General features: G+C 66.3%; 21 protein-coding genes and 3 pseudogenes. 14 read left to right on the top strand and 10 right to left on the bottom strand.

Features of this window, described 5'->3' with window-relative positions; translation table 11 throughout:
* Positions 1-34: 34 nt before the first annotated feature.
* Positions 35-2,152: an NAD-dependent epimerase/dehydratase family protein gene (locus MHEC_RS11290; RefSeq protein WP_048890991.1), complete on the top strand. Its 2,118-nt coding sequence runs from the start codon at positions 35-37 to the stop codon at positions 2,150-2,152.
* An 8-nt stretch (positions 2,153-2,160) separates the two neighbouring features.
* On the opposite strand, the gene MHEC_RS11285 is transcribed toward MHEC_RS11290, so the two are convergent.
* The 4 genes from MHEC_RS11285 to MHEC_RS11270 are packed head-to-tail and all read right to left on the bottom strand — an operon-like array spanning position 2,161 to position 5,223.
* Positions 2,161-3,390, bottom strand: a complete 1,230-nt coding sequence (locus MHEC_RS11285; protein ID WP_048890990.1) for an NAD(P)/FAD-dependent oxidoreductase — start codon at positions 3,388-3,390, stop codon at positions 2,161-2,163.
* Positions 3,391-3,414: 24 nt separating this feature from the next.
* Complete coding sequence (locus MHEC_RS11280) at positions 3,415-4,140, bottom strand: DUF72 domain-containing protein (protein ID WP_048890989.1); 726 nt, start codon at positions 4,138-4,140, stop codon at positions 3,415-3,417.
* Positions 4,141-4,147: 7 nt separating this feature from the next.
* Positions 4,148-4,783 (bottom strand): HhH-GDP family DNA glycosylase, encoded by a 636-nt coding sequence (locus MHEC_RS11275; protein WP_048890988.1) that lies wholly within the window; start codon positions 4,781-4,783, stop codon positions 4,148-4,150.
* Positions 4,784-4,833: 50 nt separating this feature from the next.
* Positions 4,834-5,223: a nitroreductase family deazaflavin-dependent oxidoreductase gene (locus MHEC_RS11270; RefSeq protein WP_048890987.1), complete on the bottom strand. Its 390-nt coding sequence runs from the start codon at positions 5,221-5,223 to the stop codon at positions 4,834-4,836.
* Between the two features lie 232 nt (positions 5,224-5,455).
* Here MHEC_RS11270 and MHEC_RS11265 point away from each other — a divergent pair, with 232 nt between their 5' ends.
* The 3 genes from MHEC_RS11265 to MHEC_RS11255 all read left to right on the top strand — a co-directional run bounded on the left by MHEC_RS11265 (position 5,456) and on the right by MHEC_RS11255 (position 9,111).
* Positions 5,456-7,798, top strand: coding sequence for an FdhF/YdeP family oxidoreductase (locus MHEC_RS11265; RefSeq protein WP_372507375.1), 2,343 nt, complete (start codon positions 5,456-5,458; stop codon positions 7,796-7,798).
* Entirely contained in the window at positions 7,786-8,616 is an 831-nt protein-coding gene (gene fdhD / locus MHEC_RS11260) for a formate dehydrogenase accessory sulfurtransferase FdhD (protein WP_048890985.1), read from the top strand. The genes MHEC_RS11265 and fdhD overlap by 13 nt, the downstream gene beginning before the upstream one ends.
* Positions 8,617-8,835: 219 nt before the next feature.
* On the top strand, positions 8,836-9,111 hold the full coding sequence (locus MHEC_RS11255; protein ID WP_053093990.1) for a hypothetical protein: 276 nt from the start codon (positions 8,836-8,838) through the stop codon (positions 9,109-9,111).
* Positions 9,112-9,399: 288 nt separating this feature from the next.
* On the opposite strand, the gene MHEC_RS24185 is transcribed toward MHEC_RS11255, so the two are convergent.
* Together MHEC_RS24185 and MHEC_RS11250 are read right to left on the bottom strand one after the other, a co-directional pair.
* Positions 9,400-9,690 carry a CDGP domain-containing protein gene (locus MHEC_RS24185; protein ID WP_071700368.1) on the bottom strand — a complete coding sequence of 97 codons (291 nt, stop codon included), beginning with the start codon at positions 9,688-9,690 and terminating at the stop codon, positions 9,400-9,402.
* Positions 9,691-9,792: 102 nt separating this feature from the next.
* Positions 9,793-11,040 (bottom strand): alpha-hydroxy acid oxidase, encoded by a 1,248-nt coding sequence (locus MHEC_RS11250; protein WP_048890984.1) that lies wholly within the window; start codon positions 11,038-11,040, stop codon positions 9,793-9,795.
* On the opposite strand from MHEC_RS11250, the gene MHEC_RS11245 reads away from it, so the two are divergent.
* Positions 11,039-11,470 (top strand): DUF1810 domain-containing protein, encoded by a 432-nt coding sequence (locus MHEC_RS11245; protein ID WP_048890983.1) that lies wholly within the window; start codon positions 11,039-11,041, stop codon positions 11,468-11,470. The two genes, MHEC_RS11250 and MHEC_RS11245, sit on opposite strands and share 2 nt — an antisense overlap.
* Here MHEC_RS11245 and MHEC_RS11240 read toward each other — a convergent pair.
* The 3 genes from MHEC_RS11240 to MHEC_RS11230 are packed head-to-tail and all read right to left on the bottom strand — an operon-like array spanning position 11,463 to position 13,865.
* The gene (locus MHEC_RS11240; protein WP_048890982.1) at positions 11,463-12,719 is read right to left on the bottom strand and encodes an alpha-amylase family protein; all 1,257 of its coding nucleotides are present in this window, start codon (positions 12,717-12,719) and stop codon (positions 11,463-11,465) included. The two genes, MHEC_RS11245 and MHEC_RS11240, sit on opposite strands and share 8 nt — an antisense overlap.
* 22 nt (positions 12,720-12,741) lie before the next feature.
* A complete protein-coding gene (locus tag MHEC_RS11235) occupies positions 12,742-13,278 on the bottom strand; it encodes a carboxymuconolactone decarboxylase family protein (protein ID WP_048890981.1) in 537 nt (178 codons plus the stop codon).
* The gene (locus MHEC_RS11230) at positions 13,278-13,865 is read right to left on the bottom strand and encodes a peroxiredoxin (protein WP_048890980.1); all 588 of its coding nucleotides are present in this window, start codon (positions 13,863-13,865) and stop codon (positions 13,278-13,280) included. Before MHEC_RS11230 ends, MHEC_RS11235 begins: the two co-directional genes overlap by 1 nt.
* A 108-nt stretch (positions 13,866-13,973) precedes the next feature.
* Between MHEC_RS11230 and MHEC_RS11225 the strand changes: the two genes are divergently transcribed.
* The 4 genes and pseudogenes from MHEC_RS11225 (at position 13,974) to MHEC_RS11210 (ending at position 17,085) form a co-directional block, all read left to right on the top strand.
* Positions 13,974-14,909: a hydrogen peroxide-inducible genes activator gene (locus MHEC_RS11225; protein WP_048890979.1), complete on the top strand. Its 936-nt coding sequence runs from the start codon at positions 13,974-13,976 to the stop codon at positions 14,907-14,909.
* A gap of 49 nt (positions 14,910-14,958) precedes the next feature.
* Positions 14,959-15,608 (top strand): annotated as a pseudogene (locus MHEC_RS11220) (PaaI family thioesterase).
* Between the two features lie 9 nt (positions 15,609-15,617).
* Positions 15,618-16,314, top strand: a pseudogene (locus tag MHEC_RS11215) (EthD domain-containing protein).
* 11 nt (positions 16,315-16,325) lie between these two features.
* A pseudogene (locus MHEC_RS11210) lies at positions 16,326-17,085 on the top strand (enoyl-CoA hydratase/isomerase family protein).
* A gap of 10 nt (positions 17,086-17,095) precedes the next feature.
* Here MHEC_RS11210 and MHEC_RS11205 read toward each other — a convergent pair.
* The gene (locus tag MHEC_RS11205) at positions 17,096-17,281 is read right to left on the bottom strand and encodes a (2Fe-2S)-binding protein (protein WP_048890975.1); all 186 of its coding nucleotides are present in this window, start codon (positions 17,279-17,281) and stop codon (positions 17,096-17,098) included.
* A gap of 268 nt (positions 17,282-17,549) precedes the next feature.
* On the opposite strand from MHEC_RS11205, the gene bfr reads away from it, so the two are divergent.
* The 5 genes from bfr to MHEC_RS11180 are packed head-to-tail and all read left to right on the top strand — an operon-like array spanning position 17,550 to position 23,079.
* Positions 17,550-18,032, top strand: a complete 483-nt coding sequence (gene bfr / locus MHEC_RS11200) for a bacterioferritin (RefSeq protein ID WP_048891057.1) — start codon at positions 17,550-17,552, stop codon at positions 18,030-18,032.
* The gene (locus tag MHEC_RS11195) at positions 18,029-20,116 is read left to right on the top strand and encodes an MDR family MFS transporter (RefSeq protein WP_048891056.1); all 2,088 of its coding nucleotides are present in this window, start codon (positions 18,029-18,031) and stop codon (positions 20,114-20,116) included. The genes bfr and MHEC_RS11195 overlap by 4 nt, the downstream gene beginning before the upstream one ends.
* Positions 20,113-20,607, top strand: a complete 495-nt coding sequence (locus tag MHEC_RS11190; protein WP_048890974.1) for a carboxymuconolactone decarboxylase family protein — start codon at positions 20,113-20,115, stop codon at positions 20,605-20,607. Before MHEC_RS11195 ends, MHEC_RS11190 begins: the two co-directional genes overlap by 4 nt.
* A 10-nt stretch (positions 20,608-20,617) precedes the next feature.
* Positions 20,618-21,970 (top strand): type I glutamate--ammonia ligase, encoded by a 1,353-nt coding sequence (locus MHEC_RS11185; RefSeq protein WP_048890973.1) that lies wholly within the window; start codon positions 20,618-20,620, stop codon positions 21,968-21,970.
* Positions 21,967-23,079: an amidohydrolase family protein gene (locus MHEC_RS11180; protein ID WP_048890972.1), complete on the top strand. Its 1,113-nt coding sequence runs from the start codon at positions 21,967-21,969 to the stop codon at positions 23,077-23,079. Before MHEC_RS11185 ends, MHEC_RS11180 begins: the two co-directional genes overlap by 4 nt.
* Positions 23,080-23,121: the final 42 nt, after the last annotated feature.

Here is a 23,121-nt window from a genome sequence, read left to right as displayed (position 1 = left end):
ATTGTCGAGATAGACACCGGGGGAGGTGACGCGCATGCGGATCCTGGTCACCGGGATCACCGGTGTTGTCGGCCGGTTGCTGGCGCGGCGGCTGGTGGCCGCGGGACATGCCGTTACCGGCATAGCGGACTACCCGCACGACAGTTTGGATCCCGACGTGGCCTTCGTGCAGGCGCCGCTCGACGACCCGGTGCTGCAGGAGCTGGCCGACGACGCCGACGCCCTCATCCATCTGGCCCCGGTCGAGACCGGCGCGCCTGGCGGCGCCGGCATCCAGGGCGTCGTGCACGTGAGCGACGCCGCCGCGCGAGCGGGTGCCCGCCTGTTGTTCGTATCCCCGGCCTGCGGCGACCCTGAGCTGTACCGTCAGGCGGAAGCACTGGTGTCCAGCGCATGGACGCCCAGCCTGATCGTCCGGATCGCGCCGCCCGTGGGCCGCCAGCTGGACTGGATGGTGTGCCGCACGGTGGCCACGCTGCTGCGTGCCAAGCCGTCGTCGCGGCCGCTGCGCTTGTTGCACGTCGATGATTTGATCCGTTTCCTCGTCCTCGCGGTGGCCACCAATCGCGGCGGCTCGGTTGACCTCGCGACGTTGGACACCACCCACGTGCTCACGGCACGGCGGCTGTTGCCGTTGGCCCCCCGCTTTTCTCGGCTGCACTGCTGGACAGACTTGGCTCCAGAGTTGGATACCTCTGCGCTGCAAGAGGATTGGATCTTCGAATTCGGCTGGCGCGCCACCGAGGCGGTCGCCGATACCGCGCGCGGGCTCACCGGGCGCAAACTGGAGCCCAGCGGTGCCGTGGACCTACCCGGACATCGGCCGTTGCCGCTGGAACCCGTGCCGCGATTGCAGCCGTCCGACGGCACCGCGTTGCAATGCGCCGCACCCGACGGGCTCGAGGGCGAGTTCGATGACCGGATTGATCCGCGGTTCCCCGTCTTCAGCGCCACCGGGCTGAGCCAGCCGTTGCCGGGTCCGCTGACACCGATAACGCTCGATGTCCAGCTGGCCGGACTTCGCGCAGCCAGCCGGGTCCTGGGCGAGGCAATGATGTTGGGCAGTGTCGCCGACGGTGAGTGGGCGAGCCGGGCCGTTGCGGTGTTCGGGCATCGACCTTATGTCGGGGTGTCGGTCAGTGTGCTGGCCGCCGCTCAGCTGCCCGGTTGGGACGAACACGCCGTCGCCGAGCGGGCGCTCGGCGACGATCCGTCGTCGCTGAGCCTGTTTCCGCTGGGGCGTCCGCCGTTGGCGGCAGGGGTGTTGGGTTCGGCCGCCAAAGCGATTGTCGGTGCTCGCGCGGTGGCCATGTTGCGGCACTTGAAGAGCGACACTCGCAGCTACCACGCGGCCGCCCCGGTCGAGCACCTCGATGCCGAGCGTTTGGCCGCAATGTCAGACGCCCAGCTGGAGATACGAGCCGACTTGCTGCGCAACCGAATTCAGCAGGGCTGGGGTCTGACCGCGCTGTGGGTGATCGACGCCGGGATTGCGGCGGCGACCCTGGAGCATGCCCGCGCCCATGTCGCGGTATCCGGGGTTGACGCGCTGCTGGACAGCCACCAGGTGGCAACCGAGATCGCCGCGTTAGCAGCGCTGTTGCGAAGGCGTGATCAGCGCCTGCGCACCCTGGCCGGCGACGGCGACCTCGACGGCATTCGCGCGTTGTCTACCTATGTGGCGCGGGCTTTCGAGGATGCCCTGGCCCGGATCGGGCACCGCGGACCCGGGGAGGTCGAATTAGCCAACCGCGTGTTCGGCGACGACCCGGCTGCCTTGCTCGTCGCCGCCGCAGATGCTGCGGCAAAACCACCCGCCGAGCCGGCGTCACCGGAGGGGGGCAGGCTGGCTGAACGTGCGGCGGCCAACGCCCGCGCCTCCCGCGAACTGGCATACGACACCACCATGCGGTTCACCCACGAACTGCGGATGGTGTTGCGAGAGCTCGGGTCTCGGCGCGTTTCGGCGGAACTCATCGACGCGGTCGACGACGTGTACTACCTGACGTGCGACGAGGTGCTCACCATGCCGGCCGACGCCCGGTTGCGGATCAAACGCCGACGCGCCGAGCGGGAACGCCTCCAGGGGCTACGCCTACCCCCGATCATCGATGGGGCCTGGACTCCGGTGAACCCCGAGACATCCGGCTGAGCGGCAGGTCAAACAAGTTCGCCCAGCGGCACCTTCGGATCGGTCAGCTTCGCTGTCTCCACCGGAGCCCGGGACCGGACCAGAGCTTTGACATCGTCGAGCACATCCCAGATGTTGACGTTCATCCCGGCCAGCACCCGCCCGCCGTCGTCGAGCCAGAAGGCGACGAACTCGCGGGCGGCCACATCGCCGCGAAACACCACCCGCGCATAGTCGGGCGCGTGGCCGACATACTCCATGCCCAGGTCGTACTGATCGGTGAAGAAGTAGGGCAGCTCGGCGTATTCACTCGTCTCGCCCAGCATGCCGGCCGCGGCCACCGCCGGCTGTTTGAGCGCATTCGCCCAGTGCTCGGTGCGGATCCGGGTACCCAACAGCGGATGCTCGGCGGCGGCGATGTCGCCGACGGCGTAGATGTCGGGATCGCTGGTGCGCAACGACGCGTCCACCAGCACCCCGCCGTCACCCGTCGCCAATCCGGCCCGCTCGGCCAGCTCAACGTTGGGTTGCGCACCAACGGCCACCAACACGGCGTCGGCGCGGATCGTCGACCCGTCGCGGAGAAGCAGCCCGGTGGCCGCACCGTCCGTGGTGGAAATCTCGTCCACCTGCGCCTGCAACCGAAGATCCACGCCGTGGTCGCGATGCAACGCGGCGAATACTTCGCCGACTTCTTCACCGAGCGCGGCCATCAGCGGTTGTTTGGCGGTCTCGACCACGGTGACGTTCACGCCACGCTGACGAGCGCTGGCGGCCACCTCCAGACCGATCCAGCCGGCTCCAACAATAGCCAACGAAGTCCCCTCGGACAGAACAGAATCCAGCGCCGAGCCATCGTCGAATGTCCGCAGATGGTACACGCCGCCAGCATCGGATCCCGTTATCGGCAGGCGCCGCGAACGTGACCCGGTGGCCAGCAGCAGCTTGTCGTATCGGACCGTGGTGTCATCCGACAGCCCGACGGTGTGGCCGGCCGGATCCACCGACGACACAGGCACACCGAGTCGTAGGTCGACGTCGTGGTCGCGGTACCAGTCGGAATCATGCACGGTGAAGTCGGCCAGCGACTTCTTCCCGGCCAGAAACTCCTTCGACAGCGGCGGGCGCTCGTACGGAAGATGCCGTTCTTCACACAACAGAACAATTCGACCATCAAAACCCTTGTCGCGCAAAGCTTCTGCTGCTTTCGCGCCAGCTAGCCCACCACCGACGATGACAAAAGTGCTCGACTCGACCATGGCGTACAGCCTACTCGGTACAGCTCAGCTCAACAGTCCCCGCAAGAACAGTGCGTTGCGCACCGCGTAGCCGTGCGGATCGTTGTTGAAATACATCCACACGTCTTTGCCCTCGGCGTCCCAATCGCTGATCAGCTTCGCCCACCGCCGCAGCTCCTTGGGCGGGTAGGAGCCGGCATACATCGATTCCGGATCGGGGCCGTGCATACGGACATACACCAAATCGGTGGTGGCCCGTGGGATGCACGCCAGCCCGGCACCGCTCATCACCACGTACGCGGCGTTCCGGTTTTCCAGCAACGCGTAGACGCCGGGATCGTTCCACGAGGGATGCCGCAGCTCGACGGCGACCCGAATCCAAGCCGGCATCTTCGCCAGGAAAAAATCCAGCCGCTCGTCGTCACGGCGCTGCTCGGGATGCAGTTGCACCAGCAGGACACCGTGCCGGTCACCGAGAGCCCGCCAGCAGCCCTCGAACCGCTCGATCCAGGGCCCGGGTGCGCTCAGTCGACGGTAATGCGTCAGCCCACGATGGGCCTTGACCGACATCGTGAACCCGTCCGGCAGCTGGTCACGCCAGCTGGCGAAGGTCGAATCTTTGGGCCAGCGGTAGAAACTCGCGTTGAGCTCGACGGTGTCGAACATCTCGGCGTAGGCCGCAAGCCGGCGCGCCGGCGGCAGGCCTGGCGGGTAAAGCACGCCGGCCCAGTGGTCGTACGACCATCCCGACGTGCCGATCCGCACCGTCACCGCCGGGTCAACCGCTCACCTGCCGGTGCAGGTCGTCGTGCAGCGACACGCGCACCAAGGCGGCGGCCAGCCGGGCATTCTCACCGGGTGCCAATGACCCCAATTCCTTCGGATCGCCAGGCAATCCGAGCTTCTGGGCGCTGCCGGTGGCGCACTTGTCGAAATACGGCCGCGCCCAGGTCCACACGTCTTGGGCTTCGCGCAGGAAAATCTCGGCGCCGGTCGGCCCGATGCCGTTGAACTTGGTCAGCAGCCGGGCAGCCGCCCGCACATCATGGTCACCGCGGCGGGCGAGTTCACGCAGGTCCCCGGAATACTCGTCGCGGACTCGTTCGGCAATGTGGGTAAGACGGGTGGCCGAGCTTTCGTCGTAGCGCACATAATGGGCGCGGCCGAACACGGTGATCATCGTCTGCCGGTCCGCCGCCAGGACGGTTTTCGGGGTGCGCAGGCCCTCCTTGAACAGTTCCCGCCCGGCGCGCATCGCGATCGCCGCGTCGATCGGCTTGCTGGCCAGCATGGCCAGCACCAGCAGTTGAAACAGCGGCTTGGGCTTGTCGGCGAGCCGAACCCCCGCCTCCGCCGCATACGTGGTGCCGGCGATCTTCAGCAGCCGCCGCACCAACTGTTTATCCGCGTCCATAACGCACCGCGTACCCGCAGCACCACGTCACAAACCGCGCGTCATCGCGATCAATCCAGGTCGATCCGGATGGTCAGCAGGTTGGTGCCGACCGCGCGCACGGCGGCGCTGTTGAGCCGCGGCAGGCTGCGCAGCCGCTGCCTGGGGTCGTCGTCGGGAAGCAGATGGGCGGTGCCGCTGCGCCACCGCCCATGGATGCGCACCCGTACCGCCGGGTTGGCCTTGATGTTGCGGACGTAATCGGAATGCTCGCCGTGTTCGGAGACCATCCAGAACTGGTCGCCGATCAGCCGACCACCGACCGCGGTGCGTCGCGGCTGGCCCGACTTGCGCCCCATTGTCTCTAGCATGGTCACCGGCAAACGCCGACCTACCGGGTTGACGACGCGACGCTGAACTCCGTGGACCAACCGCCGCTTGAGCGTGGGGAAAGCCGCCATGGTTGGTGAGCGTAGTTCAGGTGCCGGGACCGCGGCATGCGCCGGTTCCAACGCTGGTGCGACGATCTCGGCACGTCGGCCATCGGCGTGACGTGTCCTGCCGACCGGTCGCCATCGACACCAGCGCGCTCACCATTGTCACACACGGGTCCGGGGCCGCCATCAAGCCGCCGAAGTTCAGCCTTGTGCGCCCAACCCTGATCGGCGCCGGTTTGTTGCCCATACTGGTGGGATAAGCAAGGAGGCACACGTGAAACCACGTCGGCGAACAGATATCGACGTGAGCTACGACGAACACGCGCTGGCCACGACGGGCCCCGAACGCGAAGCCGCCGGCCTCAAGGCGGTGCTGGTGTCGATGCAACGCGGCCTGGCCTCGATGGGCCCGCTGCGCACCGCGGTGTCCCTGCTGCGGCTGAACCAGCGCAACGGGTTCGACTGCCCGGGCTGCGCCTGGCCCGAAGAACCCGGTGGGCGCAAGATTGCGGAGTTCTGCGAGAACGGCGCCAAGGCCGTCGCCGAAGAGGCCACCAAGCGCGTCGTCACGCCCGAGTTCTTCGCCCGGCACTCGATCGCTGACCTGGCGTCGCGGCCGGAGTATTGGCTGTCGCAGCAGGGCCGGCTGACGCATCCGATGGTGTTGCGCCCGGGCGACGATCATTACCGTCCGATCAGCTGGGCGGCGGCCTACCGGTTGATCGCCGACGATCTGCGCGGCCTCGATGATCCCAACCAGGCGGTGTTCTACACCTCGGGACGCACCAGCAACGAGGCCGCATTCCTCTACCAGCTGATGGTGCGCAGCTTTGGCACCAACAACCTGCCGGACTGCTCGAACATGTGCCACGAGTCCTCCGGCGCGGCGCTCAGCGAAACAATCGGGATCGGCAAGGGCTCGGTAAGCGTCGAGGACATCGTCCACGCCGACCTGATCATCATCGCCGGCCAAAACCCCGGCACCAACCATCCGCGGATGCTGTCGGTGCTCCAGAAGGCCAAGGCCAACGGTGCCCGCATCGTCGCGGTCAACCCGTTGCCTGAAGCGGGCCTGATCCGGTTCAAGGATCCCCAAAAGCTACATGGGCTGCTGGGACACGGTGTGCCGATCGCCGACGAATTCGTGCAAATCCGCCTCGGCGGCGATATGGCGCTGTTCGCCGGCCTGGGCAGACTGCTGCTGGAGGCCGACGACCACGCGCCCGGCGCCGTCGTCGACCGGGACTTCATCGCGGCGTACTGTGCGAATTTCGAAGCGTACGAAGCGAATACCCGGGCGATCGACCTCGACACCGTGGTGGAGGCCACCGGCGTCGACCGGCAGCAGCTGCACAGGGTCGCTGCGATGCTGGCCGCGTCGCAACGCACGGTGGTGTGCTGGGCGATGGGGCTGACCCAGCACCGTCACGCCGTGGCCACGATCGCCGAGATCAGCAACGTGCTCCTGATGCGGGGCATGATCGGCAAGCCCGGAGCGGGATTGTGCCCCGTCCGTGGACATTCCAACGTCCAGGGTGACCGGACCATGGGCATCTGGGAGCAGATGCCCGAGTCGTTCCTGGCCGCCTTGGACCGGCGCTTCGGGATCGTCTGCCCGCGTGAGCACGGCCTGGACACCGTTAACGCGATCCGCGCCATGCGCGACGGTAAGGCCAGGGTGTTCATGGGCATGGGCGGCAATTTTGCGCTGGCCACACCGGACACGGCGGCCACCGAGTCCGCTCTGCGGAATTGCTCGTTGACCGTGCAGGTGTCGACGAAGCTTAACCGCAGCCATGTCGTCCACGGCGCGACGGCGCTGATTCTGCCGTCTTTGGGCCGCACCGACCGCGATATCCAAAACGGCGTCAAACAGCTGGTTTCCGTTGAAGATTCGATGTCGATGGTGCATCTGTCGCGGGGCAGCCTGCACCCGCCCAGCGACCAGGTGCGCAGCGAAGTCGCCATCGTCTGCCAGCTGGCCCGCACGCTGCTCGGGCCGCAGCACCCGGTGCCGTGGGAGATGTTCAACGCCGATTACGACACCATCCGAGACGCGATCGCCGACGTGGTGCCGGGCTGCGAGGACTACAACACCAGGGTGCGTCAGCCCGACGGTTTCCAGCTGCCTCACCCGCCGCGCGACGCACGCGAGTTCCCCACCAGCACAGGAAAAGCCAACTTCGTCGTGAACCCGTTGCAGTGGGTGCCGGTGCCGCCCGGCCGGCTGGTGCTGCAGACGCTGCGCAGCCACGATCAGTACAACACCACGATCTACGGCCTGGATGACCGCTATCGTGGCGTCAAGGGTGGTCGCCGGGTGATATTAGTCAACCCGGCCGATTTGACGGCCTTCGGTCTGCGCGAGGGTGACCGTGTCGACCTGGTTTCCGAGTTCACCGGCGCCTACGGGCAGGTACAGGAGCGCCGAGCGAAGGATTTCCTGGTGGTGGGTTATCCGACACCGGTAGGCAACGCTGCCGCGTACTACCCCGAGACCAATTCGCTGGTTGCACTGGATCATGTTGCCGCCAAGTCGAATACGCCGGTATCCAAGGCGATCGTCATCCGGTTGGAGCCTGCGCAATGGGCAGGGTGACAGCCCGGCGGCGCGCCCAGCACGTCTCCAGCGGCGGTGTGACGGCCCGGTCTGAGACCCTGGTCGTGGAGGAGCCGCTGGAGATCCGGTTGAACGGCCGCGCCATCGCGGTCACGATGCGCACGCCCGGGTCGGACATCGAACTGGCGCAAGGTTTTTTGCTGACCGAAGGAATCATCGCACACCGTGACGACGTGGTCGGGGCGCGATATTGCCGCGGCAGCGGACCGGATGGCACAAACACCTACAACGTGCTCGACGTGTCGCTTTCACCCGGCATTGCGATACCCGATGCCCGTAACTTCTACACCACCTCCTCGTGCGGCGTGTGCGGCAAGGCCTCGCTGGAGGCGCTCCAGCTGACCAGCCGCTACTGTCCGGGCGATGACCCCTCGACCATCAGTGCAAAGACCTTGTCGGCGCTGCCTATTCGGCTCCGCGGGGAGCAGGCGGTATTCGCCAGCACCGGCGGACTGCACGCGGCCGCTTTGTTCACCGTGGACGGCGCCCTGCTGACGGTGCGCGAGGACGTCGGCCGGCACAACGCCGTGGACAAGGTGATCGGCTGGGCGGTGGAGCACAACCGGATACCACTGACCGCGACGGCGTTGCTGGTCAGTGGCCGAGCATCATTCGAACTGTGCCAGAAGGCGGTGATGGCCGGTATTCCCGTGCTGGCAGCGGTATCCGCACCCTCCTCGTTGGCGGTCGACCTCGCCAGCCAGTCGGGTCTGACCCTGGTGGCGTTTCTGCGCGGCGACTCGATGAACGTGTATACCCGCGCCGATCGGATCCAGCCGAATCCTGCTACGGCATAACCACATTCACGCCGACGGCCGACCTGCCGCGCGCTGACGCGCGCGGAATGGGTCAATAGTTCCTGAGGCGCTGAACTGTGCCGCCATTTCCGGGTGGCGGCGAAGTCCAGGCATGGGCGACCACTAACGAAAACGAACGTCATGTAACTACCTTGACAGGACTCACCCGTTGAGGTTGACCAAAGGATCTCATCGCCCGGTTCGGGCAAGGGTTGTGCGATGAATGTGCTCTCCTACGTCACCGGCGACACAGAAACCACCGACTGCCCAACCTGCTCGGCCCGCCCGCTGGCTCCCCTGGTTCAAGCCTTAAACGACCAGCTGGCCGGGCCCGATGGCTACCTGTCACCAGCGAACAGCAGGCTGGCTCTCGAATTGGCCTGGCAGACCGTGGGAACCGCCGATGTTCCCGACAGCGTGATCCACGCCTGGCTGGCAGAATTGCTCAGCGATCCGACGTGGGGGTGGTTCGATACGCGAAAATCACTGCGGTGAAAGCGATCCTCGACATCGCCGGGTTGCATCGCGCGGTGGCGTCTGGCCCAAGCCGGCTCTTGCCGAATGAGAGGCCGCCGACCGCGGCGCCCGCGCGCTTGCCGCAGGCGCTACCAGGGCGAGCCGCATCGTCGAGTTCACCCGTCAGGCAATCCGCGCATGGCGTGATTTGGCCGGGCTGCACGCAGCTAGCCACATCCGGCCGGCCGCCGCCGACGATGCAGCAGAACTCGTCGGGGTGTCGGTGTAGCGGCCGACTGGGCTCGCGCTGGCACAACGGGTTCTGGCTCAGTCGTCGATATGTGTCGGAGGGTCGGAAAAGGCGGGATCGGAAGGGTGCACATCAGGACCCATCCATGCGCAGTGCCTGTCGGGTACCAGGTAGGAACTAAGACCGCTGGGAACCAAGCGGGCAACTACCACACAACGTTGCCAGGCGCCGTCGGGCTGGACGGGTCCATCGCACTTGCCGAGAACGGGTCCGCCGTACTGGCAGCCGGCGCTCGCCGGTGGCGCCGAGGTGATCAGTGCTGCGCCCGTCAGCAGGGCAGCCGCTCCGGCAATGATGCGGCCCTTCATGGTTGTCTCCCGTCTTTGCCGCTGGGCGCTGCGGCAAACGCGCGGCGACACATACCGTCGACGGCTCGGTCAGCAACCAACGACGCTACCCGACCACAGCTGTCACGCTGTGGATAACGGCACTAGGCGGCGCAATTGCGTGACATGCCTGGGTGACAGCTCCTCTAGGCACGTGACACCCAGCAGCCGCATCGTGCGGGTCAATTGGCCCGAGAGGATTTCGATCGCGCGTCGAACACCGGCCTCGCCGCCGGCCATCAACCCGTACAGGTAGGCGCGTCCGATCAGCGCGCAGCGTGCGCCAAGGGCGATCGCGGCAACGATGTCGGCGCCCGACATGATGCCGGTGTCTAACAGGATCACAGTGTCGCCGCCCAACTCGCGCGCCACCGAGGGCAGCAGATGGAACGGCACCGAGGCCCGATCAAGTTGGCGCCCGCCGTGATTGGACAACACGATGCCGTCGGCACCGACCTTCACCACGGCACGGGCGTCGTCGAGGGTCTGGACTCCCTTGACGACGAGCTTGCCCGGCCACTGGGTCTTGACCCACGCCACATCGTCGAATGTGACACTGGGGTCGAACATGGTGTCGAGGTATTCGGCGACCGTGCCCGGCCAGCGGTCCAGCGATGCGAACGCCAGTGGCTCGGTGGTCAAGAGGTCGAACCACCAGCGCGGACGAAAACAAGCATCGAGCACGGTGCGCATCGTCAACGACGGAGGGATCGTCATCCCGTTGCGGGTATCGCGCAGCCGCGCACCGGCGACGGGCACGTCGACGGTGACCAGCAGCGTGTCGAATCCCGCTTCGGCGGCCCGCCGCACCAAGGCCATCGACCGATCACGGTCTCGCCACATATAGAGCTGAAACCATTTGCGGCCGTGCGGAATCCATGTCGCCACGTCCTCGATGGCGGCAGAGCCCAGCGTCGACAGTGAAAACGGGATTCCCGCGGCGGCCGCTGCCCGCGCGCCCGCCATTTCACCTGCGGTGTGCATCAACCGGGTGAAGCCGGTCGGCGCGATCGCGAACGGCAACGCCACCGGCTGCCCGAGCACGTCCCAGCCGGTACGGACGGTGCTGACGTCGCGCAGGATCGCCGGGTGAAACTCGACGTCACGGAAGGCTTGCCGCGCACGAGCTAACGAGATTTCGTCCTCGGCAGCGCCATCGGCGTAGTCGAACGCCGCCTGCGGCGTGCGGCGCTTGGCGATACGTCGCAGGTCGTCGATGGTCAGGGCAGCATCGAGCCGACGCTGAGTGCGGTCGAACCGAGGCCTGCGGATCCGGATGAGCGGCGTAAGGTCGCGCACTTTGGGCAGGCGTCTGTGCAACCGTGGTGACATGAGATCCGCACCTGATCCCTTCGATCTGCAGCGTTTCGTGGATGCGCAGGCCGGCGTCTACCACACCGTAGTCGAGGAGCTGCGCGCCGGGCGCAAACGCAGCCACTGGATCTGGTTCATCTTTCCGCAGCTGGCCGGGCTGGGCAGCAGCCCGATGGCCGCACGATATGCGATCTCTTCGCTGGAGGAGGCCCGGGCCTATCTTGCCCACGACATCCTCGGGCCGCGTCTGCACGAGTGCGCCGGGCTGGTCAACGCCATCCAGGGCCGATCGATCCGCGAGATTTTCGGCTCTCCCGACGACCTCAAGGTGCGCTCGTCGATGACGCTGTTCGGCCGTGCTACCGAGGACAACCAGGATTTCGTCGCGCTGCTCGACAAGTACTATGGCGGCGAGGAAGACCCGCTGACGCTCGAACGGCTCAGGTAGGCCGCAGGATGCGCCAGCCGTGTGGTTCCACGACGACCGTGTCGACGATTTCCGTGGGCGGCGCTCCTGATCCGGCGATCACCTGTGCGCGGGGGACGCTCGTGTGCAGCGGCGCGTCGTCGACGTTGAGCGCCACGATCAGTGCCTCGTCGCCGCAGTAGGTCCGGTACACGTACTGCCGGTTGTCCAGCCGCAGCGTCGCTGTCGACGCGGCATGCAGCCACGGGTAACGGCGCCGCAGCCCGATGAGGTGCTGGTGCAGCGTCCACAATTGCGCCCCGCGCTCGTCCACGGGCAGCGGGGGAGAACCGAACTCCGGGCGCACCGCGTCGTCGCCGCCGAGCCGCTCCTCTTTGACGCCCTGATAACCGAACTCGTCACCGGCATAGACGCTGGGAACGCCGCCGACCGTCATCAGGATCACCACGGCAAGCGCTACGTGGCCCGGATGGTCGAGCCTGCTGGCGATGCGGGTGACGTCGTGATTGCCGATAAACGTCAGCGGCGCAAAGCTACTTAGAAACGTGTTGTGCCGCTGCAACGCCCAGTCCAGCTCGTAGAAATTGCGGTCGTTGAGGCTGCTCCAGATCGCCTTCCACAACTCGTATTGGGTGACCGAATCGAACGTGGCTCCTGCGACCACCGCGGCGTAGTCGCCGTGAATAAGCTCGCCCACGAACCACGCGTCGGGATGCGACTCACGCACTCGCGGCAGCACGTTAGCCCAAAATCGCTGCGGCACAGCATAGGCCGCGTCCAAGCGCCACCCGTCAGCGCCGCGCTGAAGCCAATGCCGCATGACGTCGACGGTGTAGTCGGCGACCTCGGGGTTGTCGTGGTTCAACGTGATCAGGTCGCCGTGGCCTTCGAAAGTGCAGTCGCGCAGCCACGTCTGGCTGCCACGGGCAAAGTCCACGCCGACGTGGTTGAACACTCCGTCAAGCAGCACGCGCAGGCCGCGCCGGTGTGCTTCAGCAACCACGTGGTCGAAATCAGCGTCGTCGCCGAGCCGAGGGTCGATGTGGTAGTGGTCGGTGGTGTCGTAGCCGTGGGTGCGCGAAGCGAAGATCGGCCCCAATGCAATACCCGACGCGCCCAAGGTGATCGCGTGGTCGAACCACGCGGTGATGCGCCGCAACCGGTGTTCTCCTGGATCCGGTGGCCTTTGCTGGGCGGGAAAGGCGCCGACGAAGCCGAGCGGATAGACCTGCCACCAGATCACCTGCTCGACCCACGCCGGCGCGCTCACCGGACTATCTTGTCAGCCTTTGTCAGCTGGCGGCGGCCAACGACTGTGCGGTGGTGATCGCCTGCGCCACGCCGGCAACTATCGCGGCGACCTTCAACGCCTCGTAGATTGTTTCCCGGCCCACACCTTCGTCGCGCAGTGCGCGTTCGTGCGCGTTGACGCAATCGGGGCAGCCGTTGATCGACGAAACCGCGAATGACCAAAGCTCGAAATTGGCCTTGCCGACACCGGGATTGGCGATAATGTTCATCCGCAGGCCGGGCCGCAGGTCGTCGTACCGGCCACCCAGAAAGCCGCGGCCGCGGTAGAACACGTTGTTCATACCCATGATCGCCGCGGCGCCCAGCGCCGCCTGATAGGCCTCGGCGGACAGGTAGCCTGCCGCTTCTGCGCCAATCTCGGTGAGCACCTGGGTGTTTCGGGTCGCTGCCGCACTGGCTAACAGGGTGCCCCACAGCTGCTCTTCGTTGAGCACGCTGGTGCGGGTGATCGAACCCAGGTTGAGCCTGAGGTCCTTGGCGTATTCGGGCACCGCGGACTTGAGGTTCTCGATACTCATCAGGCTGACTTCTTCAGCTCTGCAGCAGCGTCGATGGTCGGATCGCCCTTGCGCCAGTTGCACGCGCACAGCTCGTCGGACTGCAGCGCGTCGAGCACGCGCAGCACTTCGTCGACGTTGCGGCCCACCGAACCCGCGGTCACCGAGACGAACTGGATTTCGTTATCCGGGTCGACGATGAAGGTCACCCGGTCGGCCACACCCTCGTCGTTGAGCGCTCCCGTGGCCGTGACCAGCTCGCGCTTGATGTCGGAAAGCATCGGGAACGGCAGTGTCTTGAGGTCCTCATGCTGGACCCGCCAGTGGAAGTGCACGAATTCGCTGTCGACCGAGACTCCCAACACCTTGGCGTCGCGATCCTCGAACTCGTCGTTGAGCTTGCCGAACGTCGCGATCTCGGTTGGACACACGAAGGTAAAGTCCTTGGGCCAGAAGAAGATCACCCGCCACTTGCCGGGGTAGTCGTCGCTGGAGATGGTGGTGAAGTAGTCGCCGGGCTGCTTGGCGTCGACCTTCGACAGATCGCCGCCGATTAGCGCGGTGAGCCGGTAGGCGGGGAACTGGTCGCCAATGGTCAACAGGGCCATGTCACTCCTTCGATCACGATCAGGTACAAGCAGAACTTCTGTCTCACCACCATGCTGCCGTAACTCTACTTTGAATTAAAGGTGATATATGCCACTATACTTATCGCTATGACCGATAAGAGTTATCAGCCGACCCTCGCTGGACTCCGGGCGTTCGCGGCGGTGGCTGAAAAACAGCATTTCGGCAGCGCCGCAAGTGTTCTGGGGGTGAGTCAGTCGACGCTGTCGCAGGCGCTGGCGGGTCTGGAAAGCGGGCTTGGCGTCCGGTTGATCGAGCGGTCCACCAGGCGCGTGTTCGTGACGCCCGAGGGCAGACAGCTGCTGCCGCACGCCCGGGCGGTGATCGAGGCCGTCGACGCGTTCACCGCGGCTGTGGCCGGGGCGTCCGATCCGCTGCAAGGCAGCCTGCGGCTGGGGCTGATCCCCACGGTGGCGCCCTACGTACTGCCGACCGTGCTGGCCGGGCTTGCCGTTCGGCTGCCGACGCTGACGTTGCGGGTGGTCGAAGACCAGACGGAGCGACTGCTGGCGGCGCTGCGCGAGGGTGCCCTCGACGCGGCGCTGATCGCATTGCCGGCGGAAACGGGCGGCCTGACCGCGATCCCCATCTACGACGAGGACTTCGTGCTCGCGCTCCCCCCCGGCCATCCGTTGTCCGGCAAGCGGCGGGTGCCGCCGACGGCACTGGCACACCTGCCGCTGCTGTTGCTCGACGAGGGCCACTGCCTGCGCGATCAGGCGCTGGACGTGTGCCGCAAGGCGGGTATCCGGGCCGAGGTGGCCAATACCAGGGCCGCGTCGCTGGCAACGGCAGTGCAATGCGTGGCGGGCGGGCTCGGTGTGACGTTGATCCCCCAGAGCGCAGTGCCCGTCGAGGCGGCGCGTAGCCGCCTTGGCCTCGCGCAGTTCGCGTCGCCGCGGCCCGGCCGGCGGATTGGCCTGGTGTTTCGGTCCTCAAGCGGCCGCGAAGTGCCCTACCGGCGGCTGGCCGCCATGATCGGTGAGCTGGTCAGCAGCGACCAACACGTGCGCCTGGTCGGCTAGCCGGCACCCGCGCGTCGACGCCCGGCAGGAACGTGTTCTAGTTTGCATCATGCTGGACTTCACTCCGGAGAACATCAGCGCCGAGGACGTCGATCGCTTGCGAGCCGTCTACGAGCCGCTGGCCCGCTCGGTCCGCGAACTGGTCGATGCCACCGTGCGGACCCGGGCCGACGCCGACGCCGTCGCCACCGCCAAGGCGCAGATCGACTCAGCCGCCGCGCGGCTACGCGAAAAACAACTCGACGGCACGTTCGGTGTCCGCTATCTGGCCAGCGGCGAGCGGATGGCCTGGGGCAACGCCGTCATCGGAATCTGCAATCCGCTCGCCCCGCCGCTGGTGGTCAACCGCGACCCGTCCGGCAAGGTGTGGTGTGAATTCCACCTGGGTGCGGCCTACGAGGGGCCCGCCGGGCCACGTCCACGGGGGAGTTGCCGCCCTGGTTCTCGACCACCTGCTCGGTGAAGCCGCCAGTGACGGCGTGAATCCCCGTTTCACCGGAACCATCAGCCTTCGGTATGTGCGGGCAACCCGGCTGGGCCGCCTGCGCGCCGAGGCGTGGACTTCCCGCGTCGCGGGGTCCAAGACGTTCGCGGCGGGTCACCTCGCCGACGACGAGGGGGGTGACGGTCCAAGCCGAGGGGGTGTTCATTTTGCCCAGGTGGCTACGCGAACAGCCGGGCGAGCAGGCAGATCGGTAGGTTCCGGCCATGGAGAAGGTCATCGCCGTGCTGAGGGCGGCTGACCGCGACGACGACTGGTGCGCGCGCCAGCGAGGTCCTGTCGCCGACGCCATCGTCGGGCTCGGTGTTGCGGGGCTGACCGTCAACGTGCGTGACAGCGCGGTGCGTGATTCGCTGATGACGCTGACGACCCTCGATCCGCCGGTCGCCGCCGTGGTCAGCATATGGACCCAACAGTGCTACGCAGATCAGATCACGGCCGCGCTGACCCTGTTGCGGGCGGAGTGCGACCAGCTCGGCGCATACTTGGTCACCGAATCGGTCCCGTTACCTGCACCACTCGAAATCGGCAGGCGCACAACCGGTTTAGCTAACATTGCGTTGTTGCGCCGACCCCCCCGACATGGACGAGCAGACGTGGCTGGCCCGCTGGCAGCGCGATCACACCCCGGTCGCGCTGGAAACCCAGGCCACCTTCGGCTACACCCAGAACTGGGTGGTGCGTGTGCTTACCCCGGACGCGCCGGCCATCGCCGGAATCGTCGAAGAATTGTTCCCGGCCGAAGCGATCAGCGACCTTAAGGCATTCTTCGGCGCCGCCGATGACGACGATCTGCAGCACCGGCTAAGCCGGATGCTTTCCAGTACAACGGCTTTCGGCGCCAACACGAACATCGATACCGTCCCCACCAGCCGCTACGTGCTCAAAACACCGTTCCGGTAAGGAGTTCGGCCGTGATACTGCACATCGACGACCAGGACAGGGTACGCACCCTTACCCTGAACCGGCCCGAGGCGCTCAACGCCTTCAACGAGGCCCTCTACGACGCCACCGCCGAGGCCCTGCTGGCCGCGGCCGAGGATCCGGGGGTCGCGGTGGTGCTGCTGACCGGCGCTGGGCGAGCCTTCAGCGCCGGCACCGACCTTGGTGAGATGCAGGCCCGGGTGACCGATCCGGATTTCACCCCCCGGCAAATACGGCTTCACCGGGCTCATCGACGCGCTCACCGCGTTTCCCAAGCCGCTGATCTGCGCCGTCAACGGTGTGGGGGTGGGGATCGGCACGACCATCCTCGGCTACGCCGACCTGGCGTTCATGTCCTCGACCGCGCGACTGAAGTGTCCCTTCACCAGCCTGGGGGTCGCGCCCGAAGCGGCGTCGTCCTATTTGCTGCCGCAGCTGGTGGGTCGGCAAAACGCCGCCTGGCTGCTGATGTCCTCGGAATGGGTCGACGCCGAGGAAGCGCTGCGCATGGGCCTGGTCTGGAAAGTCTGCGATCCCGCAGACCTGCTGGCCCAAGCCCGCCAGCACGCCGAAATCCTGGCCTCCCGCCCGATCGCAAGCCTGATGGCAGTCAAGCACACCATCGTCGAACCGATCCGCCCGGAAATCGCGGCCGCCAGCGCACGGGAGAACGCTCACTTCGCCAAGCTGCTGGGTGGACAGGCGAACGCCGACGCGCTGGCGAAATTCACTGGCAGGCGCGGCACCTGAAGGTGGGTCGCTAGCGTGCGGCGCTGGCGTCGAGTTGTCGCGCCGCGGCGATGATCGCGCGCACCGTGTGGCGGCAGCGCCCACAGTCGGCGCCCGCACCGCATGCCGCAGCCACCTCTTTGGATGTCGACGCGCCACGCGCCACCGCCTCGGATACGGCGTGGCTGGTCGCTCCCACACACAGGCATACGTACATCAGCACACCTCGCTGCCGACCGTTCGCCGGGTCGGCGCCGCCGGACTGCCCATGTCCATATTAGAGGAGTCTAACCTAAGTCAGTTAGTGCAGTCTAACCTAAGTCGGCGGGGTACACGAATCCGCGCGCCGGGCAGCTCCGCGAGTTGACGCACACCCGCGGCATCGCGCGACTAGATTGAACGCGGCACGGCATGGTGGTGTGACAGCCCAGCACCACCCGACGGGTGCCGTACGCCGATACGCGACAGCCTTCAAAGGAGCGATGATGCAAGGTGATCCCGATGTGTTGCGCCTTCTCAACGAACAGTTGACGAGTGAGCTCACCGCGATCAATCAGTACTTTTTGCACTCGAAAATGCAAGAAAACTGGGGTTTCACCAAGGTGGCGGAACGGACCCGGGCGGAGTCGTTCGACGAAATGCGCCACGCCGAAATGGTCACCGACCGCATCTTGCTGCTCGACGGTTTGCCCAACTATCAGCGTCTGGGCTCCCTGCGTGTCGGCCAGACGCTGCGCGAACAGTTCGAAAGCGACCTGGCCCTGGAATATGACGTGATCAACCGGCTCAAGCCGGCGATCATCCTGTGCCGGGAAAAGCAGGACACCACCACTGCGAACATCTTCGAAAAGATCGTGGCCGATGAGGAAGCCCACATCGAATACCTGGAAACGCAGCTGGAACTGATGGACAAGCTGGGCGAGCAACTGTATGCCGCCCAGTGCGTCGCCCGGCCGCCTACGACGTGACCGCCCCGGTCGCGGCGGAATTGGGCGCGGCCGGCACGCAGATCAGCACGCAGCGGCGCAATTTCATCTTCCTGGCCATCCTGCTGGGAATGCTGCTCGCCGCGCTGGACCAGACCATCGTCGCGACGGCGCTGCCCACCATCGTCGCCGACCTGGGCGGTGCCGGCCATCAATCGTGGGTCGTCACCAGCTATCTGCTGGCCTCAACGATTGTCACCGCGCTGGTCGGCAAGTTCGGGGACCTTTTCGGGCGCAAGGCGGTGTTCCAGGCGGCGGTGGTGTTTTTCGTCGTCGGCTCGGTGCTGTGCGGGTTGTCGCGGTCGATGATCACGCTGGTGCTCGCCAGGGCGCTGCAGGGTATCGGCGGTGGCGGGCTGACCGTCACCGCCACCGCGCTGATCGGCGAGGTCATCCCACTGCGCGAGCGCGGCCGCTATCAGGGCGCCCTGGGCGCGGTGTTCGGTGTGACCACGGTGATCGGCCCGCTGCTGGGCGGCTACTTCACCGACCATTTGACCTGGCGGTGGGCATTCTGGATCAACGTGCCAGTGTCGGCGGTGGTGTTCTTCGTCGCCGCCGCGGCCATCCCGGCCCTGGCCGACCGCACCCGGTCGACAATCGACTACGCCGGGATTGTCCTCGTCGGGTTGGGGGCTGCCGGGCTGACCCTGGCCACGAGCTGGGGCGGCACCACCTACCCGTGGGGATCGGCGACGATTATCGGGTTGTTCGCCGGCTCGGTGTTGGCGCTTGCCGTTTTCGTGTGGGTGGAAAGCCGGGTGGCCGAACCGATTTTGCCGACTCGGCTGTTCGGAAGTCCGGTATTCACGGTGTGCTGCGTGCTGTCGTTCGTGGTCGGGTTCGCGATGTTGGGCGCGCTGACGTTTCTTCCGACCTACATGCAGTTCGTCGACGGAGTCTCGGCGACCACGTCGGGTCTGCGCACCCTGCCGATGGTGGCGGGCATGCTGACCACCTCGATGGGAAGCGGTGTGCTGGTCGGCCGCACGGGCCGCTACAAGATCTTTCCGGTCGCCGGCACGGTGGTGATGGCGGTCGCGTTCACGCTGATGTCGCGGATGAGCTCGTCGACACCGGCATGGCGGCAATCGCTTTACCTCATCATCCTGGGTGCCGGCATCGGCCTGTGCATGCAGGTGCTGATCCTCATCGTGCAGAACACGTCGCGTTTCGAAGACCTCGGTGTTGCCACGTCGGGGGTGACGTTCTTCCGCACGATCGGCAGCTCGTTCGGTGCCGCGATATTCGGTTCGCTGTTCACCAACTTCCTGCACAGCCGCATCGGCCCCGCACTGGCGGCAAGCCGCGCGCCGGCGGTCGCGGCGAGTTCACCGGAGGCTTTGCGCCATCTGCCCCATGACATGGCCGGCCCGATCGTCGCGGCCTATGCCGCGTCGCTCACCCAGGTGTTCCTCTGGGCGGTGCCCGTCGCCGTGGCCGGGTTTGTCTTGGCGCTTCTTCTCAAAGAGGTTCCGTTGCGCGATATCGGCAACCGTGCCGCCGACATCGGCGATGGGTTCGCCATGCCGACCACACAGACGCCGGATGAAATGCTCGAGACAGCGATCGGCCGGCTGCTGCGCCGTGGTGCGCCCGGCATGCGGCTGCGTAGCATCGCCATGCGACCCGATTGCCGGCTCGACGTTGCCGAGTTGTGGGCCCTGCTGCAAATCAACCGGTACACGCGGGTTTTCGGCACAGCCCGGTTGACTGACATCGGCGACCAGCTCGGCGTTCCCTACGAGGTCTTCGAACCCGTCTTCGACCGCCTGGTTCGCACCGGCTACGCCGGGCGTGACATCGACCGGTTGTGGCTTACTGCGCGTGGCGCCCGGGAAGTCGACTTCGTCACCACGCTGATCCGGGACTGGATCGTCGACAAGCTGACGCGGACCGCGAGCTTCGACGAACGCCCGGACCGGGCTCAGATCGAAGCCGCGCTTGACCGCATCGCGCGCCGGATTGTCACACAACGGGTTTGGCCCGACGACCGGCGGGAGCCGGCCGGGGTCGCGACCGAGAAACTTCCCCCCGTCGACACCGGGCGTACCATCTCGCCATGAGCCGAATCGGAACATTCGCTGACGACGACCTGGCCGGCTGGATCGACAAATCCCCGCACCTCGGCGGTGCGATCGCCGGATTCAGCGACGCGGTTTACCACCACAGTCGGCTGCCGCTGCGCACGCGTGAACTCGCGCGAATCGTGATCGCCCACAACAACGAATGCGCGGTATGCATCAACACTCGGGACGCCGACGGGCCCGCGGCCGGCGTCGACGAAGAGCTGTACGAGCATGCCTTGCAGTGGCGCACCTGGCCGGGTTACACCGTGCAGGAGCGGCTGGCCGCCGAGTTCGCGCACCGATTCGCCACCGAACACACGGTGCTGCGCGACGACGAGGACTTCTGGGCCCGCTGCCGCGAGCAATTCTCCGAGGAGCTGCTCGCCGACCTGGCGTTGTCGTGTGCGCTGTGGCTGGGCATGGGACGGGTGCTGCGGACCCTGGATATCGCGCAGAGCTGCAAACTCACCTTGCCCAGCCGGGCCTGATCCGCCACGCGTGACCGCGCCACCGCTTGCCGCCGCGGCGATCGCCCAACTCGAAGCCGAAGGGGTCGACGCCGTCATCGGCACCGTGGTCAACGCCGCCGGGCTCACGCACGCCAAGACGGTGCCGATCCGGCGGACCAACACCTTCGCTGACCCGGGAGTGGGGGCCAGCCCGGTGTGGCATGTGTTCGCCATCGATCAAACCGGCATCGCCTTCACTGATTCGATCGGCGTGGTCGGCGACCAACGCATCCGCATCGACCTGTCGGCGTTGCGCATCATCGGCGACGGGTTGGCCTGGGCGCCCGGCGGATTTTTCGAGCAGGACGGCACGCCCGTGCCCGCGTGCAGCCGCGGCACGCTGCGCCGGGTCGAGGCCGCGCTGGCCGAAGCAGATATCACGGCCGTGGTCGGTCACGAAATCGAGTTCGTCCTGGTCAACCCGGACGGCAGCCGACTGCCGTCGACGCTGTGGGCGCAGTACGGACTGGCAGGCGTGCTCGAGCACGAAGCGTTCGTCCGCGATGTCGTCGCGATGGCCACCGCATCCGGTGTGGGAATCGAGCAGTTTCACCCCGAATACGGCACCAATCAGTTCGAGATCTCGCTGACGCCGCAAACCCCGGTCGCCGCCGCCGACCAGCTGGTGCTGACCCGGGTCATCCTCGGCCGGGTTGCCCGTCGTCATGGGCTGCGGGTGAGCCTGTCGCCGGCCGCGTTCACCGACGGCGTCGGATCCGGTGCCCACCAGCACTTCTCATTGGCGACGTCCGATGGGCCGCTGTTCTCGGACGGTGCCGGCGTGCGCGGGATGACGCCCGCCGGCGAAAGCGCAGTGGCCGGGCTGCTGCGGGGATTGCCAGAGGCCCAAGGGATACTGTGCGGGTCGATCGTGTCGGGATTGCGGACACGGCCCGGCAATTGGGCCGGAGCGTACGCCTGCTGGGGCACCGAGAACAGAGAAGCTGCAGTGCGATTCGTCACTGCCGGTCCAGGCAATCCGTACGGCGGAAACGTCGAGGTGAAGGTGATCGACGCCTCGGCCAATCCGTATTTCGCCTCCGCCGCGATTCTTGGTCTGGCACTGGACGGAATCCGGCAACAAGCCCGGCTGCCGACCGAAACAACGGTGGACCCGGCAACACGATCCGACCAGGAGCGCGACCGCGCAGGAATCGTGCGACTGACCGACAGCCAGGCAGAAGCTATTGCCGCGCTTGATAACTCGCAACGGCTACGCGCCATTCTCGGCGACCCGGCGGTCGATATCCTGGTGGCGGTGCGCCGGTTCGAGCACGAGCACTACGGCGACCTCAGCCCGCAACAACTTACCGAGAAGTTCCGCATGGCCTGGAGCGTATGAGCGTGCCGACGGCTACGGCCCTGGCGCAGCACATCGCCGGCCTGCCGCTGATCGATCAGCATGTGCACGGCTGCTGGCTCACGGCGGGGGACCGGCGGCGCTTCGAAAACGCGCTCAATGAGGCCAACACCGATCCGATTACCTACTCTGGGTTCGACTCTCAACTGGGTTTCGCGGTGCGCGCGCACTGCGCACCAGTTCTGGGGTTGCCCCGACACGTCGACGCCCACACGTATTGGGAACGCCGAAGCGAATTCGCCGAGGCCGAGTTGGCCCGCTTGTTTCTGCGCGGTGCCAATGTCAGCGACTGGCTGGTCGACACCGGATTCGCCGAGGGCGTCGCCGATGTCAACGAGTTCTCGGCGGCCTGCGGTGGACGCGTCCACGAGGTGGTTCGCCTCGAGCAGGTGGCCGAGCAAGCCGCGCAGGCACCCGGAGATTATGCCTCGGCATTCGAGGAGATACTGCATCGACGAGCTGCCAGGGCGGTGGGCACCAAATCGATTCTGGCTTACCGCGGCGGGTTCGACGGAGACCTGACCGAACCGCCGGCCGCGCAGGTCGTCGAGGCTGCCGGCCGGTGGCGCGACAGCGGCGGGGTCCGGCTACGCGACCGGGTGCTGCTGCGTTTCGGGCTGCATCAGGCTCTACGGCTGGGCAAGCCACTGCAATTGCATGTCGGATTCGGTGACCGGGACTGCGATTTGCACAAGAGCAACCCGTTGTATCTGCTGGACTTTCTGCGCAAGTCGGGGGATACCCCAATCGTGCTACTGCACTGCTATCCCTACGAACGGGAAGCCGGCTATTTGGCGCAGGCATTCAACAACGTCTATGTCGACGGCGGATTGAGCATCAACTATCTGGGCGCGCGGGCGCCTGCCTTCATCGCCAGGCTGCTGGAGATGGCACCGTTTAGCCGGGTTATGTATTCGTCGGACGGGTTCGGCCCGGCCGAGTTGCATTTTCTCGGTGCGGCCTTGTGGCGCAAGGGGATTCATCGCGCACTACAGCCGTTCGTCGACTCCGGCGACTGGAGCGTGGCAGACGCCATCCGCGTGGTCGATCTGATCGCCCGCGACAATGCGGCGCGCATCTACCGCGTTTGAGGCGCGGTGACTCGGGATCTACCGGTGGCCATGGCGGCGAAG

This window comes from Mycobacterium heckeshornense (assembly GCF_016592155.1).
Lineage (GTDB): Bacteria > Actinomycetota > Actinomycetes > Mycobacteriales > Mycobacteriaceae > Mycobacterium > Mycobacterium heckeshornense.
Note: the sequence above shows the minus strand (reverse complement) of the source record. Positions and strands in the feature narration are given on the sequence as shown.